General features: G+C 61.6%; 13 protein-coding genes and 1 tRNA gene. All 14 read right to left on the bottom strand.

Going from position 1 to position 17,579, the window contains the following annotated elements:
• Nucleotides 1-1,142 (bottom strand): elongation factor Tu (tuf, locus tag G3I74_RS01320; RefSeq protein ID WP_164209414.1); only part of this gene is annotated, 1,142 nt, incomplete at its 3' end.
• 42 nt (nt 1,143-1,184) lie between these two features.
• Nucleotides 1,185-3,278, bottom strand: a complete 2,094-nt coding sequence (fusA, locus tag G3I74_RS01315; RefSeq protein ID WP_164209411.1) for an elongation factor G — start codon at nt 3,276-3,278, stop codon at nt 1,185-1,187.
• 27 nt (nt 3,279-3,305) lie between these two features.
• On the bottom strand, nt 3,306-3,776 hold the full coding sequence (rpsG, locus tag G3I74_RS01310; RefSeq protein ID WP_164209408.1) for a 30S ribosomal protein S7: 471 nt from the start codon (nt 3,774-3,776) through the stop codon (nt 3,306-3,308).
• A 12-nt stretch (nt 3,777-3,788) separates the two neighbouring features.
• Nucleotides 3,789-4,163: a 30S ribosomal protein S12 gene (gene rpsL, locus G3I74_RS01305; RefSeq protein ID WP_164209405.1), complete on the bottom strand. Its 375-nt coding sequence runs from the start codon at nt 4,161-4,163 to the stop codon at nt 3,789-3,791.
• Nucleotides 4,164-4,344: 181 nt separating this feature from the next.
• Nucleotides 4,345-8,571, bottom strand: a complete 4,227-nt coding sequence (gene rpoC, locus G3I74_RS01300) for a DNA-directed RNA polymerase subunit beta' (protein ID WP_164209402.1) — start codon at nt 8,569-8,571, stop codon at nt 4,345-4,347.
• 21 nt (nt 8,572-8,592) lie between these two features.
• Complete coding sequence (gene rpoB / locus G3I74_RS01295; protein ID WP_164209416.1) at nt 8,593-12,675, bottom strand: DNA-directed RNA polymerase subunit beta; 4,083 nt, start codon at nt 12,673-12,675, stop codon at nt 8,593-8,595.
• Nucleotides 12,676-12,848: 173 nt separating this feature from the next.
• Nucleotides 12,849-13,229: a 50S ribosomal protein L7/L12 gene (rplL, locus tag G3I74_RS01290; protein WP_164209399.1), complete on the bottom strand. Its 381-nt coding sequence runs from the start codon at nt 13,227-13,229 to the stop codon at nt 12,849-12,851.
• Nucleotides 13,230-13,312: 83 nt separating this feature from the next.
• Nucleotides 13,313-13,840, bottom strand: coding sequence for a 50S ribosomal protein L10 (rplJ, locus tag G3I74_RS01285; RefSeq protein ID WP_164209395.1), 528 nt, complete (start codon nt 13,838-13,840; stop codon nt 13,313-13,315).
• A 288-nt stretch (nt 13,841-14,128) separates the two neighbouring features.
• Nucleotides 14,129-14,821 carry a 50S ribosomal protein L1 gene (gene rplA, locus G3I74_RS01280; RefSeq protein WP_164209392.1) on the bottom strand — a complete coding sequence of 231 codons (693 nt, stop codon included), beginning with the start codon at nt 14,819-14,821 and terminating at the stop codon, nt 14,129-14,131.
• Complete coding sequence (rplK, locus tag G3I74_RS01275; RefSeq protein WP_164209389.1) at nt 14,821-15,255, bottom strand: 50S ribosomal protein L11; 435 nt, start codon at nt 15,253-15,255, stop codon at nt 14,821-14,823. Before rplK ends, rplA begins: the two co-directional genes overlap by 1 nt.
• Before the next feature lie 93 nt (nt 15,256-15,348).
• On the bottom strand, nt 15,349-15,882 hold the full coding sequence (gene nusG / locus G3I74_RS01270; RefSeq protein ID WP_164209386.1) for a transcription termination/antitermination protein NusG: 534 nt from the start codon (nt 15,880-15,882) through the stop codon (nt 15,349-15,351).
• Nucleotides 15,882-16,226 (bottom strand): preprotein translocase subunit SecE, encoded by a 345-nt coding sequence (gene secE / locus G3I74_RS01265; protein ID WP_239056518.1) that lies wholly within the window; start codon nt 16,224-16,226, stop codon nt 15,882-15,884. The genes nusG and secE overlap by 1 nt, the downstream gene beginning before the upstream one ends.
• 53 nt (nt 16,227-16,279) lie before the next feature.
• Nucleotides 16,280-16,355: transfer RNA gene (locus tag G3I74_RS01260), tRNA-Trp, on the bottom strand.
• A 32-nt stretch (nt 16,356-16,387) separates the two neighbouring features.
• Nucleotides 16,388-17,578 carry an elongation factor Tu gene (gene tuf / locus G3I74_RS01255; protein ID WP_164209379.1) on the bottom strand — a complete coding sequence of 397 codons (1,191 nt, stop codon included), beginning with the start codon at nt 17,576-17,578 and terminating at the stop codon, nt 16,388-16,390.
• Nucleotide 17,579: the final 1 nt, after the last annotated feature.

Genomic DNA, 17,579 nt, shown 5'->3' with positions numbered 1-17,579 from the left:
TCGCGGATGGCGAAACGCAGGCCTTCTTCCATCGCGATCGGCGCGATCAGCTCAACCTGCATCTGCACGTTGTCACCCGGCATCACCATTTCCACGCCTTCCGGCAGCTCCACCGAACCGGTCACGTCCGTGGTCCGGAAGTAAAACTGCGGCCGGTAGCCCTTGAAAAACGGCGTATGACGACCGCCCTCTTCCTTGCTCAGGACGTAGACTTCGGCCTCGAACTTGGTGTGCGGGGTGATCGTGCCCGGCTTGGCCAGCACCTGGCCGCGCTCGACGTCGTCGCGCTTGGTGCCCCGGAGCAAAACGCCCACGTTGTCACCCGCCTGACCCTGGTCGAGCAGCTTGCGGAACATCTCCACGCCGGTGCAGGTCGTCTTGGTCGTGTCCTTGATCCCGACAATCTCGATCTCGTCGCCCACCTTGACAATCCCGCGCTCGACGCGACCGGTCACCACCGTGCCACGGCCGGAAATCGAGAACACGTCCTCGATCGGCATCAAAAACGCCTTGTCCAGATCACGCTCCGGCTCCGGCACGTAGGTGTCGAGCGCCTCAACCAGCTGCAGAATCGACGGCACGCCAATCTCGCTGTCGTCGCCTTCCAGCGCCTTGAGCGCAGAGCCCGTGATGATCGGCGTATCGTCGCCCGGGAAGTCGTAGTCGCTCAGCAACTCGCGAACCTCCATCTCCACCAGCTCCAGCAGCTCGGCGTCGTCAACCATGTCGGCCTTGTTCAGGTAGACCAGAATGCACGGCACACCCACCTGGCGGGCCAGCAAAATGTGCTCGCGCGTTTGCGGCATCGGACCGTCGGCGGCAGAGACCACCAGAATCGCACCGTCCATCTGGGCCGCACCAGTGATCATGTTCTTCACATAGTCGGCGTGACCAGGGCAGTCCACGTGCGCGTAGTGACGAGCATCCGACTCGTACTCCACGTGCGCCGAGGCAATCGTGATCCCGCGTTCGCGCTCTTCGGGCGCATTGTCAATCTGGTCGTAGGCACGAAACTCGCCGCCGCGGGCCTCCGCGCACACCTTCGTCAGCGCCGCCGTCAGCGTCGTCTTGCCGTGGTCCACGTGACCAATCGTGCCCACGTTCACGTGCGGCTTGTTGCGTTCAAACTTTGCCTTGGACATGACTGCTTCCTTCGTCTGTTCCTCAAGAAATCGGTTTCGGCCTCAAGCCGACTTTTTCATTACTTCTTCGGCCACGCTGGACGGCGCTTCCGCGTAGTGCAGGAACTCCATCGAGTAGGTGGCACGACCCTGGCTCATGGAGCGCAGATCGGTGGCGTAACCGAACATTTCGGCCAGCGGCACGTGGGCCTGGATCGTTTTACCGGCCGGCACGTCCTCCATGCCCTGAACCAGACCACGTCGGCGATTGAGATCGCCCATGACGTCGCCCATGTAATCTTCCGGACTGACCACCTCGACCTTCATCATCGGCTCCAGCAGAACCGGTTTTGCCTTCAGCGCGCCGTCCTTGAAAGCCATCGAGCCGGCAATCTTGAAGGCCATTTCGCTCGAGTCGACTTCGTGATACGAGCCATCAAAAAGGGTGGCGCGCACGTCGACCATCGGGTACCCGGCCAGAACGCCGTTGTTCATCTGCTCCTCGATTCCCTTGCCGACCGCCGGGATATAGTCCTTGGGCACCACACCGCCGACGATCTGGTCGACGAACTCGTAGCCACCGCCCTCTTCCATCGGCTCCAGACGGATCTTGACGTGACCGTACTGGCCGCGACCCCCGGACTGGCGCACGAACTTGCCTTCGGCTTCGACCGAGGCGCGGATGGTCTCGCGGTAGGCCACCTGCGGCTTGCCGACATTGGCCTCGACTTTGAATTCGCGCTTCATCCGGTCAACGATGATGTCCAGATGCAGCTCGCCCATGCCGGCGATGATGGTTTGGCCCGACTCCTCGTCGGTATGAACGCGGAAAGAAGGATCTTCCTGCGCCAGTTTCGACAGGGCGATACCCATCTTTTCCTGGTCGCTCTTGGTACGCGGCTCAACCGCCACCGCAATCACCGGGTCCGGAAACTCCATGCGTTCCAGGGTGATGACGTTGCCGGTATCACACAGGGTATCGCCAGTGGTCACGTCCTTGAGACCGACCGCGGCGGCGATATCACCGGCGTAGACTTCCTTGATCTCTTCGCGCGAATTGGCGTGCATCTGCAGGATTCGACCAATACGCTCCTTTTTGCCCTTGACCGGGTTGAGGACGGTGTCGCCGGACTTGACCACGCCGGAATAGACCCGGAAGAAGGTCAGCGTGCCGACGAACGGATCGGTCGCAATCTTGAACGCCAGCGCCGCGAAAGGCTCATCGTCGCTGGACTTGCGCACGCCCTCGCTCTCGTCATCCTCGATCCCGCGGATCGCCTTGACCTCGGTCGGCGAGGGCATGTACTGAACGATCGCGTCGAGCAGGGCCTGAACGCCCTTGTTCTTGAAGGCCGTGCCGCAGAGCACGGGGACCAGCTCGTTGTTAAGCGTGCCCAGCCGCAGTCCGCGGATAATTTCCTCTTCGGTCAACTCTCCGCCTTCGAGGTACTTTTCCATCAGGTCCTCGACCGCTTCGGCAGCTGCCTCGACCATGATTTCGCGGGCGCTGGCGGCGTCATCGGCAAGCTCTGGCGGAATATCACGGGCCTCGTACGTGGTGCCCATGTTTTCCTTGTCCCAGTAAATGGCGCGCATCTTGACCAGGTCAATGACGCCCTCGAAATCTTCCTCGGCGCCGATCGGCAGCTGGATCGGAATCGGGTTGGCCCCGAGACGGGACTTGATCTGGCCGACCACGCGCTCGTAGTTGGCGCCGGTGCGGTCCATCTTGTTGACAAAGCACATCCGGGGAACGGCGTACTTGGTCGCCTGGCGCCAGACCGTTTCCGACTGCGGTTCAACCCCGCCGACGGCGCAGAACACGGCGACCGCGCCATCGAGCACGCGCAGGCTGCGCTCGACTTCGATGGTGAAGTCGACGTGGCCCGGGGTGTCGATAATGTTGATCCGATACTCCGGCCAGTCCTTGTCCATGCCCTGCCAGAAACAGGTCGTGGCCGCGGACGTGATCGTGATGCCACGCTCCTGCTCCTGCTCCATCCAGTCCATCACGGCATTGCCGTCATGGACCTCACCCAGCTTGTGCGAGATGCCGGTGTAGAACAGGATGCGCTCGGTCGTCGTCGTCTTGCCGGCGTCGATGTGCGCCATGATGCCGATGTTCCGATAGCGCTCGATGGATACTTTCCGTGCCACGGTACTAACCTCTGGATTGAATGGGCATTACCAGCGGTAATGCGAAAAGGCCTTGTTGGCCTCGGCCATGCGATGGGTGTCTTCGCGCTTCTTGACCGCCGAACCGCGCTCGTCGACCGCGTCCAGCAACTCGCCCGCCAGGCGCAGCGGCATGCTCACTTCGCCGCGCTTGCGGGCCGCGTCGATCAGCCAGCGCATCGCCAGCGTCTGGCGACGCTTGGGGCGCACTTCGACCGGCACCTGGTAGGTCGCGCCACCGACGCGGCGGGACTTGACCTCGACCGCCGGCGCGACGTTTTCCAGCGCCTTTTCGACCGAGGCCAGTGCATCGGCGTGTCCGCGGCGCTCCATCTCGTCGATCGCGCCGTAAACGATGCGCTCGGCAACCGATTTCTTGCCGCTTTTCATGACCATGTTGATAAACCGCGCGATCATCTCGTTGCCGAACTTGGGGTCAGGCAGGATGGCGCGCTCGAAATTCGAATGCTTGCGAGACATGCTGGGTCGCTCCTATTTCTTGGGCCGCTTGGCGCCGTACTTCGATCGCGCCTGGCGCCGATCGCTCACGCCCGCGGTGTCCAGGCTGCCTCGCACGGTGTGGTAACGCACGCCCGGCAAGTCCTTCACGCGCCCGCCGCGGATCAACACCACGGAGTGTTCCTGCAGGTTATGGCCTTCACCGCCGATGTAGCTGGTGACCTCGTAGCCGTTGGTCAAACGCACGCGCGCGACCTTGCGCAGCGCGGAGTTCGGCTTCTTCGGCGTCGTGGTGTAAACACGGGTGCACACACCGCGCTTTTGCGGTGATGCCTCCAGCGCGGGCACATTCGACTTGTACTGCTTCGCTTGCCGGGGCTTGCGAACCAACTGATTGATCGTGGACATAAATTCGGACCTTGAGAAAATAAACGACAGACCTGCACGAACGGTCTGCCGAAGAACGGGAATGTTAAGGGGTCAGAGACCGCGTGTCAAGCGGCTGCTTTGGCCGAAACCACTCTGCCAAGGGGGCTGCGGACAGTCCGCAGCCCCATCACGCAGGACGTTTCCGGCCGACGGCAAGCACTCAGTCGGCGGAATCGACTCCGGCGTTTTCAGTCTGCTCCGCCTGCTCGGCATCGGATGCCCGCAAAGCCGCGGCCAGTTCGGCATCAACGTCCTGGTAGGAACCGGGCTGCAGACGCTCGGCCTTGCGCCGCGCCATGGCCACCCGCCCGGTACCGGCCGGTATCAGGCGCCCGACGATGACGTTCTCTTTCAGTCCGCGCAGGTTGTCGACGGTGCCGCGGACGGCAGCATCGGTCAGCACGCGCGTGGTTTCCTGGAAAGAAGCAGCCGAAATAAACGACTCGGTCGCCAGCGAAGCCTTGGTGATGCCCAGCAACACGTTTTGCACCCGGGCCGGCCGGAGCTTGTCGGCCTCGACGCGCTCGTTTTCTTCCTGGACCCGGATCGCATCGACCTGCTCACCGCGCAGAAAGCGGGTATCTCCTCCATCCAGCACTTCGACCTTGCGTAGCATCTGGCGGATGACCGTCTCGATGTGCTTGTCGTTGATCTTCACGCCCTGGAGGCGATAGACGTCCTGGATTTCCTGGACCAGGTAGTCAGCCAGACGCTCCACGCCCAGCAAACGCAGGATATCGTGCGGATTGGGTTCGCCGTCGACCACGGTTTCGCCCTTTTCCACGTGCTCGCCCTCGAACACCAGGACCTGGCGCCACTTGGGAATGAGCTCCTCGTGGACCTCACCGTTCTCGTCGGTGATGACCAAGCGCTGCTTGCCCTTGGTCTCCTTGCCGAAGCTGACCACACCCGAGGCTTCGGCCAGAAGTGAACCTTCCTTGGGCTTGCGGGCCTCGAACAGGTCGGCGACGCGGGGCAAACCACCGGTGATGTCGCGGGTCTTGGACGATTCCTGCGGAATGCGCGCAACAATATCGCCGACCCGGATTTTTTGGCCATCAGTCACGTTGACTACCGCGCCAGCCGGCAGGTAGTACTGCGCCGGCTGCTCGGTGCCCGGAATATTGAGCGCCTTGCCGTCCTGGCCGATCAGACGAATGATCGGACGCAGGTCCTTGCCTTCGCTGCCGCGCTTTTTCGGATCGGTGACCACCACGGAGCTCAAGCCCGTGATTTCGTCGGTTTCCTCGGTGACCGTTACCCCGCCGATGAAGTCCTGGAAGCTGGCCATACCGGCGACCTCGGTCACGATCGGGTGGGTATGCGGATCCCAGTTGGCCACGTTCTGACCGACCTCGACCGTGTCGCCTTCCTTGACGCTGAGAATGGCACCGTAGGGGATCTTGTAGCGCTCCCGTTCGCGACCATGACTGTCGATGATCGACAGCTCGCCCGAACGCGAAACGGCCACCAGCTTGCCGTCGGCATTTTCCACCGACTTGAGGTTGTAGAACCGCACCGAACCACCCGACTTGATCTCGATATGATCAACGGCGACCGCGCGCGAGGCTGCACCCCCGATATGGAAGGTGCGCATGGTCAGCTGCGTGCCCGGCTCACCGATGGACTGGGCGGCAATCACGCCGACCGCCTCGCCCTGGTTGACCAGGCTGCCGCGGGCCAGATCGCGCCCGTAGCACTGGGCACAGATGCCGTGACGCGTTTCGCAGGTGATCGGCGAACGCACCAGCACGCGGTCAACGCCCCTGGCCTCCAGGGTGGCGACCCATTGTTCATTGAGCAGGGTGCCGCGCGGACACAGCACGTCATCGCTGTCGCTTTCGTAGATATCCTGGGCAACCACGCGGCCGAGAATACGCTCGCGCAGCGGCTCGACGATGTCACCACCTTCAACGATCGGCAGCATCTCGATGCCTTCTTCGGTACCGCAGTCCTCCTCGATGACCACCAGGTCCTGGGCCACGTCGACCAGGCGGCGTGTGAGATACCCCGAGTTGGCCGTCTTGAGCGCGGTGTCGGCCAGGCCTTTGCGCGCGCCGTGGGTGGAGATGAAGTACTGCAGAACGTTGAGCCCTTCGCGGAAATTGGCGGTGATGGGCGTTTCGATGATCGAGCCATCCGGCTTGGCCATCAGGCCGCGCATGCCGGCAAGCTGGCGAATCTGGGCCGCGGAACCGCGAGCGCCGGAATCGGCCATGATGAAGATCGAGTTCATGGAATCTTCCTCGAACTCGTTGCCGTCGATGTCGACGCGGGTTTCCTTGCCGATGCGCTTCATCATTGCCCGGGCCACTTCTTCGTTGGTGCGCGACCAGATGTCAACCACCTTGTTGTAGCGCTCGCCCGAGGTCACGACGCCGGAAGAGTACTGATTCTGGATGTCGAGCACTTCCTTTTCGGCCCGCTCCAGGATTTCCTTTTTCTCCGGCGGAACCTGCAGGTCGTCCAGACCGATGGAGACCCCGGCGCGGGTGGAAAACGCAAAACCGGTGTACATCAGCTGATCGGCGAAGACGACGGTCTTTTTGAGGCCCAGCTCGCGGTAACACTCGTCGATCAGGCGCGAGATCTGCTTTTTCTTCAGCACCTGGTTGATCAGCTCGAACGGAAGACCGGCCGGCACGATGTCCCACAGCATGGCCCGCCCAACCGTGGTCTGCTCGCGTCGGATGGTCTCGACGAGCTCGCCGTCATGGAGCGCGGACTCGCGGATTCGCACGCTCACGGCCGCCTGCAGATCGATCTGGCGATTGGCGTAGGCGCGGTGCACCTCGGCAACGCTGGAGAACGACATCCCCTCGCCGCGAGCGCCGGGCAGAGACCGGGTCATGTAGTAAAGGCCCAGCACCACGTCCTGGGTCGGCACGATGATGGGCTCGCCGTTGGCCGGCGAGAGGATGTTGTTCGACGACATCATCAGCGCTCGCGCCTCAAGCTGGGCCTCAAGGCTCAGCGGCACGTGCACGGCCATCTGGTCACCATCGAAGTCGGCGTTGAACGCGGTACAGACCAGCGGATGCAGCTGGATGGCCTTGCCCTCGATCAGGACCGGTTCGAACGCCTGGATCCCCAGGCGGTGCAGGGTCGGTGCGCGGTTGAGCATGACCGGGTGTTCACGAATGACCTCTTCGAGAATATCCCAGACCTCGCCCTCCTCGCGCTCGACCAGTTTCTTGGCCGCCTTGATGGTCATCGCAAGACCGCGGCGCTGCAGCTTGGAGAAGATGAAGGGCTTGAACAATTCCAGCGCCATCTTCTTCGGCAGGCCGCATTCATGCAGTTTCAGGGTCGGCCCGACCACGATCACCGAACGGCCGGAGTAGTCGACGCGCTTGCCCAGCAGATTCTGGCGGAAGCGGCCCTGCTTGCCCTTGATCATGTCGGCCAGCGACTTCAGCGGGCGCTTGTTGGTGCCGGTGATCGCGCGGCCGCGCCGACCGTTGTCGAGCAGGGCATCGACCGATTCCTGCAGCATGCGCTTTTCGTTGCGCACGATGATGTCCGGCGCGCTCAGGTCGAGCAGGCGGCGCAGGCGGTTGTTGCGGTTGATCACGCGGCGGTAGAGATCGTTGAGATCGGAGGTCGCGAACCGGCCACCGTCGAGCGGCACCAGCGGGCGCAGGTCCGGCGGCAGCACCGGCAGGATGGTCAGGATCATGTACTCGGGGCGGTTGCCGGAATCGATGAACGCTTCCATCAACTTGATGCGCTTGGTCAGCCGCTTGATCTTGGTCTCGGAATTGGTCGCCGCGATCTCTTCGCGCAGGCGGGCCAGTTCAGGCGCCAGATCGATGTTCTTGAGCAGCTCGTAGACGGCTTCGGCGCCCATGCGGGCATCGAACTCGTCGCCGTACTCCTCGACCGCTTCGAAATACTGTTCGTCGGTCAGCAACTGACCCCGCTCCAGCGGCGTCATGCCGGGGTCGAGTACCAGGTAGGATTCGAAATACAGAATCCGCTCGATATCGCGCAGAGTCATGTCGAGCATCAGCCCGATACGGCTGGGCAGCGACTTCAAAAACCAGATGTGGGCCACGGGTGAAGCCAGATCGATATGACCCATGCGTTCGCGACGCACCTTGGTCAGCGTGACCTCGGTGCCGCATTTCTCGCATTTCACGCCCCGGTGCTTCATGCGCTTGTACTTGCCGCACAGGCACTCGTAGTCCTTGATCGGACCGAACACCGCGGCGCAGAAAAGCCCTTCCCGCTCCGGCTTGAAAGTCCGGTAGTTGATGGTTTCGGGCTTTTTGACCTCACCGAAGGACCAGGACTTGATCAGCTCGGGAGGAGCCAGCCCGATTCGAATGGCATCGAAATCGGTAATCGCGTTCTGACGCTTGTATAGATTGAACAGGTCACGCATGTTCTTGCACTCCTCCTGGGATCAGGACTCTTCGAGTTCGATGTTGATGCCGAGCGAACGGATTTCCTTGACCAGCACGTTGAATGATTCCGGCATGCCGGCCACCATCTGGTTGTTGCCGTCGACAATCGATTTGTACATCTGGTTGCGGCCCTGCACGTCGTCGGACTTGACGGTGAGCATTTCCTGCAGGGTGTAGGCAGCGCCGTAGGCTTCCAGGGCCCAGACCTCCATTTCGCCGAAACGCTGACCGCCGAACTGGGCCTTCCCGCCCAACGGCTGCTGGGTGACGAGGCTGTACGGACCGGTCGAGCGGGCATGCATCTTGTCGTCGACCAGGTGGTTGAGCTTGAGCATGTACATGTAGCCCACCGTCACTGGCCGATCGAAGGCGTCTCCGGTACGACCATCGTAAAGCGTGGCCTGGCCGGATTCGGGCAGGTCGGCCATCTTCAACAGCTTTTTGATTTCCCGCTCGTCGGCGCCATCAAAGACCGGCGTACCCATCGGCACACCCCCGCTGAGGTTGCGGGCCATCTCTTCGACTTCGGCCTCGCTGAACTGGCTCATGTCGACCCGGTCTTCCTGATCGGAGTTGTAGATCTCGCCGATGAACTTTCGAATCTCGGCATTTTTGCGCTGCTCTTCGAGCATGATCTTGATCTTTCGGCCCAGCCCGCGAGCGGCCCAGCCCAGGTGAGTTTCCAGCACCTGGCCGATGTTCATGCGCGACGGCACACCCAGCGGGTTGAGAACGATATCGACCGGCGCACCGTCGTCGGTAAACGGCATGTCCTCGGTCGGGACAATGGTCGAAATCACGCCCTTGTTGCCGTGGCGTCCGGCCATCTTGTCGCCGGGCTGCATCCGTCGCTTGACCGCAAGGTAGACCTTGACCATCTTGAGCACACCCGGCGCGAGGTCGTCGCCGCGGGTGATCTTGGCCTTTTTCTCTTCGAAACGCTTGTCAAACAACTTGCGCTGTTTCTCGATCTGGCGACTGGCGCGCTCGAGCACGTCCTGGGCGTCCTCGTTGCGCATGCGCAGCTTGAACCAGTCGTCGCGCTTGAGTCCCTTCAGGTAGGACTTGTTGACCTTGTCGCCCTTCTTGATTCCGGCCGGGCCCTTGTCGGCCACCTTGCCAACCAGCACCGACTCCAGACGCGCATAGATCGCGTCTTCCATAATGCGCAACTGATCGTCCAGATCCTTGCGGACCTGGCGGATTTCGTCTTTCTCGATCGAGATGGCACGGGCGTCCTTGTCCACCCCTTCGCGGGTGAAGACCTGAACATCGATCACGGTCCCGTCCATACCGGTCGGTACCCGCAACGAGGTGTCTTTCACGTCGGAGGCTTTCTCGCCGAAGATCGCACGCAGCAGCTTTTCTTCCGGCGTGAGCTGGGTCTCGCCCTTGGGCGTGACCTTGCCCACCAGGATGTCGCCGGCGTTGACCTCGGCACCGACGAAGACGATGCCGGATTCATCAAGCTTGTTGAGCGTCGACTCACCCACGTTCGGGATGTCTGCCGAGATTTCCTCGGTGCCCAGCTTGGTATCGCGCGCCACGCAGGTCAGCTCTTCGATGTGGATCGAGGTGAACCGGTCCTCCTGGACCACGCGCTCCGAGATCGCGATGGAGTCCTCGAAGTTGTAGCCATTCCAGGGCATGAAGGCGACCAGCATGTTCTGGCCCAGCGCCAGTTCCCCCAGGTCGGTGGAAGGCCCATCGGCCAGCACATCACGCTTGGCGACGGCGTCACCGACCTTGACCAGCGGGCGCTGGTTCATGCAGGTATTCTGATTGGAGCGCTGGTACTTGACCAGGTTGTAGATGTCCACGCCGGGATCATCCTCGCCAACCTCGTCTTCGTTGGCGCGCACCACGATGCGGCCAGCATCGACCTGGTCCACAACGCCGCCGCGCAAGGCCACGGTCGTGACGCCGGAATCGGTCGCAACGACCCGCTCCATGCCGGTTCCCACCAGCGGCTTGTCGACGCGCAGGGTTGGAACCGCCTGGCGCTGCATGTTCGAGCCCATCAGGGCGCGGTTGGCGTCATCGTGCTCCAGGAACGGCACCAGCGAGGCCGCGACCGAGACGATCTGGCGCGGAGAAACGTCCATGAAGTCGATCTCGCCGGGCTGCTGCAGGGCGAACTCGCCCAGGTGACGGCAAGGGATGAGCTCGTCAACGAATCGTTTGTTCTTGTCGAGGTCGGCGTTGGCCTGGGCGATAACATACTCGCCTTCCTCGATGGCCGAAAGGTATTCGACCTCGTCGGTCACCTGGCCATCGCGAACCCGCCGGTAGGCAGTCTCGAGGAAGCCGTACTGGTTCGTGCGGCTGTAGCAGGCCAGTGAATTGATCAGACCGATGTTGGGGCCTTCCGGCGTCTCGATCGGGCACAGCCGGCCATAATGGGTCGGGTGGACGTCGCGGACCTCGAAACCGGCGCGTTCGCGCGTGAGCCCGCCCGGGCCAAGCGCGGAGACGCGGCGCTTGTGGGTGACCTCGGAAAGCGGGTTGTTCTGATCCATGAACTGCGACAGCTGCGAGGACCCGAAGAACTCCTTGACCGCCGCGGCCACAGGCTTGGCGTTGATCAGATCCTGCGGCGCGAGGCCTTCGCTTTCGGCCACGCTCAGGCGCTCGCGCACGGCCCGCTCCACGCGCACCAGGCCGATCCGGAAAACGTTTTCCGCCATCTCCCCGACCGAGCGCACGCGCCGGTTGCCGAGGTGGTCGATGTCGTCAACGGTGCCGTTACCGTTGCGGATGTCGATCAGGACCTTGAGCACAGCCAGGATATCGTCGCGGTCCAGCACGCCCGGTCCGGTGATTTCCTTGCGGCCGACGCGGCGATTGAACTTCATCCGGCCGACCGACGACAGGTCGTAGCGCTCGGCGGTAAAGAACAGGTTCTTGAACAGGTTCTGGGCCGCTTCCTTGGTCGGCGGCTCGCCGGGACGCATCATTTTGTAGATTTCCCACAGCGCTTCGAGCTCGCTGCTGGTCGGATCGATGCGCAGGGTATTGGAAATGTAGGGTCCCTGGTCCAGGTCGTTCACATAGAGAATGTCGAACTTCTTGACCTTGGCCTCGCGCAGGGCGCCGAGCAATTCGACGGTGATCTCGTCGTTGGCCCGGGCCACCAGCTCACCGGTTTCCGTATCGACCACGTTATTGGCCAGGATCTTGCCGATCAGGTAGTCATCGGGCACGTCCAGCGTGGTCACGCCGGCCTCGTCGATCATTTTCACGTGGCGTGCGGTGATCCGGCGGTCGCGGGCCACGATCACGTTGCCGTCCTTGTCGACGATGTCGAACAGGGCGTTCTCGCCGCGAAGACGCTGCGGTACCAGGTCGATCTTGGCATCACCCTTGCGCAGCGTGACGCGGGTCTTTTCGAAGAAGAAGCTCAGGATTTCCTCTTCTTCCATGCCCAGCGCGCGCAGCAGGATGGTGACCGGCAGCTTGCGGCGCCGGTCAATGCGGGTAAACACGCAGTCCTTGGGATCGAACTCGAAGTCCAGCCAGGAGCCGCGGTAGGGAATCACGCGCGCCGAGAACAACAGCTTGCCCGAGGAATGGGTCTTGCCGCGATCATGGTCGAAAAACACGCCGGGAGAGCGATGCATCTGGTTGACGATGACACGCTCGGTACCGTTGACAATGAACGTACCGGTGTCGGTCATAAGGGGCAGGTCGCCCATGTAGACATCCTGCTCGATGACGTTTTTGACTTTCTTGTTGCGGGCCGGTGAATCCTTGTCGTAGATCACCAGACGCACGGTCACTCGCAGCGGCGCGCCGTAGCTCATGCCACGCAGCTTGCACTCGGTCACATCGAATTCGGGATTGCCCAGACGGTAGCTCACGTACTCCAGAGCGGCATTACCCGAGTAACTCTGGATCGGGAATACCGATGACAGGGCCCCGTGCAGACCGATTTCCCGGCGGTTTTTTTCGGCCACATCGACCTGCAGAAACTGCCTGTAGGAGTCGATCTGGGTCGAGAGCAGGAACGGAACCTCAAGAACCTGGGGGTGCTTGCCGAAGTCCTTGCGAATGCGCTTCTTTTCCGTGAACGAGTAGCTCATGAGCGTCTTACCCACCTGATGTTGCAAAACGGCCGGGTCTGGTTACAATCATGGCCGAGGGACCCGGAACACGCCTCGGCGACTGGTACTGCTGAATCGACAACAAGCTCAGGCCGGGCAACCGCGAGGGCTGCCCAGCCTGGCTCGTACCGTCGAACGTGAAAGCAACAGGCTTACTTGACCTCGACGGTCGCGCCTGCTTCTTCCAGCTGCTTCTTGATGTCTTCGGCTTCGTCCTTGGATGCACCTTCCTTGATCGGCGCCGGCGCACCTTCGACCAGGTCCTTGGCTTCCTTCAGACCCAGGCCGGTGATGGCACGAACGGCCTTGATGACGGCCACCTTGTTGCTACCAAAGCTTGCCAGCACCACGTCGAACTCGGTCTTTTCTTCCGCGGCTTCGGCTTCGCCACCGCCGGCCGGGCCGGCAGCAACCGCCACCGGTGCAGCTGCGGAAACACCAAACTTCTCTTCCATGGCTTCAATGAGGTCGACGACCTCCATGACGCTCATGTTTGAGATGGTTTCAAGAATGTCTTCTTTCGAAACGGCCATTTTCGTTTAACTCCTGCAATATTGTTAAGACTTTGGCACGGTTGATGCCGTAAAGTCGTGACGTTTTGACTTGTGCTCGAGAATCAGGCAGCTTGCTTGCTGTCGCGAACTGCGGCAACGGTTCGAACCAGCTTGGCGTGCGGCTCGGCGAGGGTACGAACAAACTTCTCGATCGGCGCCTTCATAACGCCCATCAGAATGGCGATAGCCTGATCCCGCGTCGGCAGACTGGACAAACGCTCCAGTTCGCTTTCGCCGTACAACTGGGCTCCTACCGAAACCAGTTTGGGAATCAGACGATCGTTTTCCTTGGCAAAGCTTTTGACCAGCCGTGCCGCCGCGCCCGGATCCTCGATCGAGAACGCGAACAGCAGGGGCCCGGTCAATTGCTCGGACATGCATTCGAAGTCGGTACCCTCAACGGCACGACGCACCAGCGTGTTCTTTGCGACCTTCAGGTAGACACCCTCCTTGCGCGCCTTGGAGCGCAAGTCGGTCATCTGCCCGACGGTGATGCCGCGATACTCGGCAGCAACAGCAGAGTGAGCGGACTTGGCCACTTCGGCCACTTCGGCTACGACTGCCTTTTTCTGCTCAAGTGTGAGCGCCATGGGCTACCTCCGTTGAGATGAAACAGTCCCTGTTGCTGACTGCTCTTGCCATTTCCGGATTTCGCCTTGCGACGAGTCCGGACCCATTGGTGGCCGTTTCATTAAATGATCGGGCAACACCATCTGCGCGGGCGGCGTGAACCATTACCGGTCCTGCCTTGCGACAGGCTCGACCCGCGGTCTTGGACGGGCGCCCCCGAAGGAGCGATCGCCCGGGAAAAGACAAGGTCCTTCGCCTTGCACTTTTCCGCATTCTTTTTTCGTCAATTTTCAGCCTGAACCCCTGTATCAGAGACCCAGGGTTCCGGTATCGACCGTCACGCCCGGTCCCATCGTAGTGGACACCGCCACTTTCTTCAGGAACTGACCCTTGGCGGCAGGCGGCTTGATCTTGAACAGCTCGTTGATCAGAGCCGTCAGGTTGCCTTTCAGACTGTCGGTATCGAAATCCGCCTTGCCGATCGTGCTATGAATGATCCCGGCCTTGTCGGTACGAAACTGGACCTGACCGGCCTTGGCATTGCGCACCGCGGTTTCGACATCGGTGGTCACCGTGCCCACCTTGGGGTTGGGCATCAATCCACGCGGGCCCAGAACCGTGCCCAGGCGCCCGACCACGCGCATGGCATCCGGCGTAGCGATACAGACGTCGAAATCGATCTCCCCGCCCTTGATGGTTTCGGCCAGATCTTCGAAGCCGACGATATCGGCGCCGGCCGCGCTGGCCTTGTCGGCATTCTCGCCCTGGGCAAAGACCGCCACCCGGACCGACTTGCCGGTGCCGTTGGGCAGGACCAGGGCGCCTCGAACGACCTGGTCGGACTTGCGCGGATCGACACCCAGGCGGATGGCCACGTCCACAGACTCGGTGAACTTCACCTGGCTGGTGGATTTGAGCAGATCCAGCGCTTCGTCGATCGGATAGAGCTTGCCCGGTTCGAGCTTTTCCTTGATGGCGCGCAAACGCTTGCTTCTGGCCATTATTCGACTCCTTCCACGTTCAGGCCCATACTGCGGGCGCTACCTGCAATGGTGCGCACGGCTGCGTCGATATCCGCTGCGGTCAGATCAGGCTCCTTCATTCGCGCGATCTCTTCGAGCTGGTCGCGGGTCACCGTCCCCACCTTTCTGGTGTTAGGCTCTCCGCTGCCCTTGGGAATCTTGGCTGCTTTTTTCAACAAAACGGCCGCGGGCGGGGTTTTGGTGATAAAGGTGAAGCTGCGGTCACTGTAGACCGTGATCACGACCGGCAGCGGCAAACCCTGCTCGGTCGACTGGGTCTGGGCGTTGAACGCCTTGCAGAACTCCATGATGTTGACGCCGTGCTGGCCGAGCGCCGGCCCGACCGGCGGGCTGGGGTTGGCCTGGCCTGCAGGCACCTGCAGCTTGATATACGCCTTGATTTTCTTGGCCATTTTTTACTTCTCCTCGGGTACCAGCGCCGACGCACCCGGCAATCGGCTCCCCGTCTGTTGTTCGATCGACCGCAAACAGCCGAATCGGTTGGTTTAAAGCTTCTCGACCTGCTGGAAGTCGAGTTCTACCGGTGTCGAGCGCCCGAAAATAGAAACGGCCACGCGCAAGCGGCTCTTTTCGTAGTTGATCTCTTCGACCACTCCGCTGAAGTCATTGAACGGACCGTCGGTGACCCGCACCATTTCGCCTGGCTCGAACAGCACCTTCGGCCGCGGCTTGTCGACACCTTCAGCGACGCGCTGCAGGATGGAATCGGCTTCGCGCTTGCTGATCGGGGCCGGCCGATCCTGGCGTCCGCCGATGAAACCCATCACCTTGGGCACATCCTTGACCAGGTGCCAGCTGTCGTCGTTCATCTCCATTTCGACCAGCACGTAACCCGGGAAGAACTTGCGCTCGCTGCGCCGTTTGACGCCCTTCTTCATCTCCACCACTTCCTCGGTGGGTACGAGAATCTCGCCAAACTGATCTTCCATACCGGCGCGCTCGATTCGCTCCCGGAGAGATTTGAGCACCTGCTTCTCGAAGCCGGAGAAAGCGTGCACGACATACCATTGCTTGGCCATCAGGACCCCCCGGCCGCGCCGATCAATCGCCGGACCATCCAGCCGAACAGCGAGTCCATGAAAAACAGCAGGATGGCCACAATGATGGTGATTACCAAAACCATCAGCGTGGTCTGCAGGGTCTCCTGACGCGTGGGCCAGACCACCTTGCGCCGCTCCACATCGGCTTCGCGCACGAAACCGAACATCTCGCGACCGCGCTCGGTCCGACCAACGATCAGCGCCGCCACCAGCACCGCAACCAAAAGCCCAAGCACCCGGAACAAGGTCATGACCTCGCCGGCAAACTGGAAAAAACCGACCACGCCGGCCAGCAGCACAAACAGGCCGGCAGCCCAAAACATGGTGTCGCGTGGTGATGTCTTTTCGGCTGCCATAATTTCCGTGCTTCATGAGATGGCAGGCGAGGAGGGACTCGAACCCCCAACCTGCGGTTTTGGAGACCGCTGCTCTGCCAGTTGAGCTACTCGCCTGTAAAAAGGTTTCAGGTATAAACCTGTAAGCCTTACTCGTGGATTTTTGCCACCACGCCGGCACCGACGGTGCGGCCGCCCTCGCGGATGGCGAAACGCAGGCCTTCTTCCATCGCGATCGGCGCGATCAGCTCAACCTGCATCTGCACGTTGTCACCCGGCATCACCATTTCCACGCCTTCCGGCAGCTCCACCGAACCGGTCACGTCCGTGGTCCGGAAGTAAAACTGCGGCCGGTAGCCCTTGAAAAACGGCGTATGACGACCGCCCTCTTCCTTGCTCAGGACGTAGACTTCGGCCTCGAACTTGGTGTGCGGGGTGATCGTGCCCGGCTTGGCCAGCACCTGGCCGCGCTCGACGTCGTCGCGCTTGGTGCCCCGGAGCAAAACGCCCACGTTGTCACCCGCCTGACCCTGGTCGAGCAGCTTGCGGAACATCTCCACGCCGGTGCAGGTCGTCTTGGTCGTGTCCTTGATCCCGACAATCTCGATCTCGTCGCCCACCTTGACAATCCCGCGCTCGACGCGACCGGTCACCACCGTGCCACGGCCGGAAATCGAGAACACGTCCTCGATCGGCATCAAAAACGCCTTGTCCAGATCACGCTCCGGCTCCGGCACGTAGGTGTCGAGCGCCTCAACCAGCTGCAGAATCGACGGCACGCCAATCTCGCTGTCGTCGCCTTCCAGCGCCTTGAGCGCAGAGCCCGTGATGATCGGCGTATCGTCGCCCGGGAAGTCGTAGTCGCTCAGCAACTCGCGAACCTCCATCTCCACCAGCTCCAGCAGCTCGGCGTCGTCAACCATGTCGGCCTTGTTCAGGTAGACCAGAATGCACGGCACACCCACCTGGCGGGCCAGCAAAATGTGCTCGCGCGTTTGCGGCATCGGACCGTCGGCGGCAGAGACCACCAGAATCGCACCGTCCATCTGGGCCGCACCAGTGATCATGTTCTTCACATAGTCGGCGTGACCAGGGCAGTCCACGTGCGCGTAGTGACGAGCATCCGACTCGTACTCCACGTGCGCCGAGGCAATCGTGATCCCGCGTTCGCGCTCTTCGGGCGCATTGTCAATCTGGTCGTAGGCACGAAACTCGCCGCCGCGGGCCTCCGCGCACACCTTCGTCAGCGCCGCCGTCAGCGTCGTCTTGCCGTGGTCCACGTGACCAATCGTGCCCACGTTCACGTGCGGCTTGTTGCGTTCAAACTTTGCCTTGGACATG

This window comes from Wenzhouxiangella limi (assembly GCF_010499265.1).
Taxonomy (GTDB): Bacteria; Pseudomonadota; Gammaproteobacteria; order Xanthomonadales; family Wenzhouxiangellaceae; genus Wenzhouxiangella; species Wenzhouxiangella limi.
Note: the sequence above shows the minus strand (reverse complement) of the source record. Positions and strands in the feature narration are given on the sequence as shown.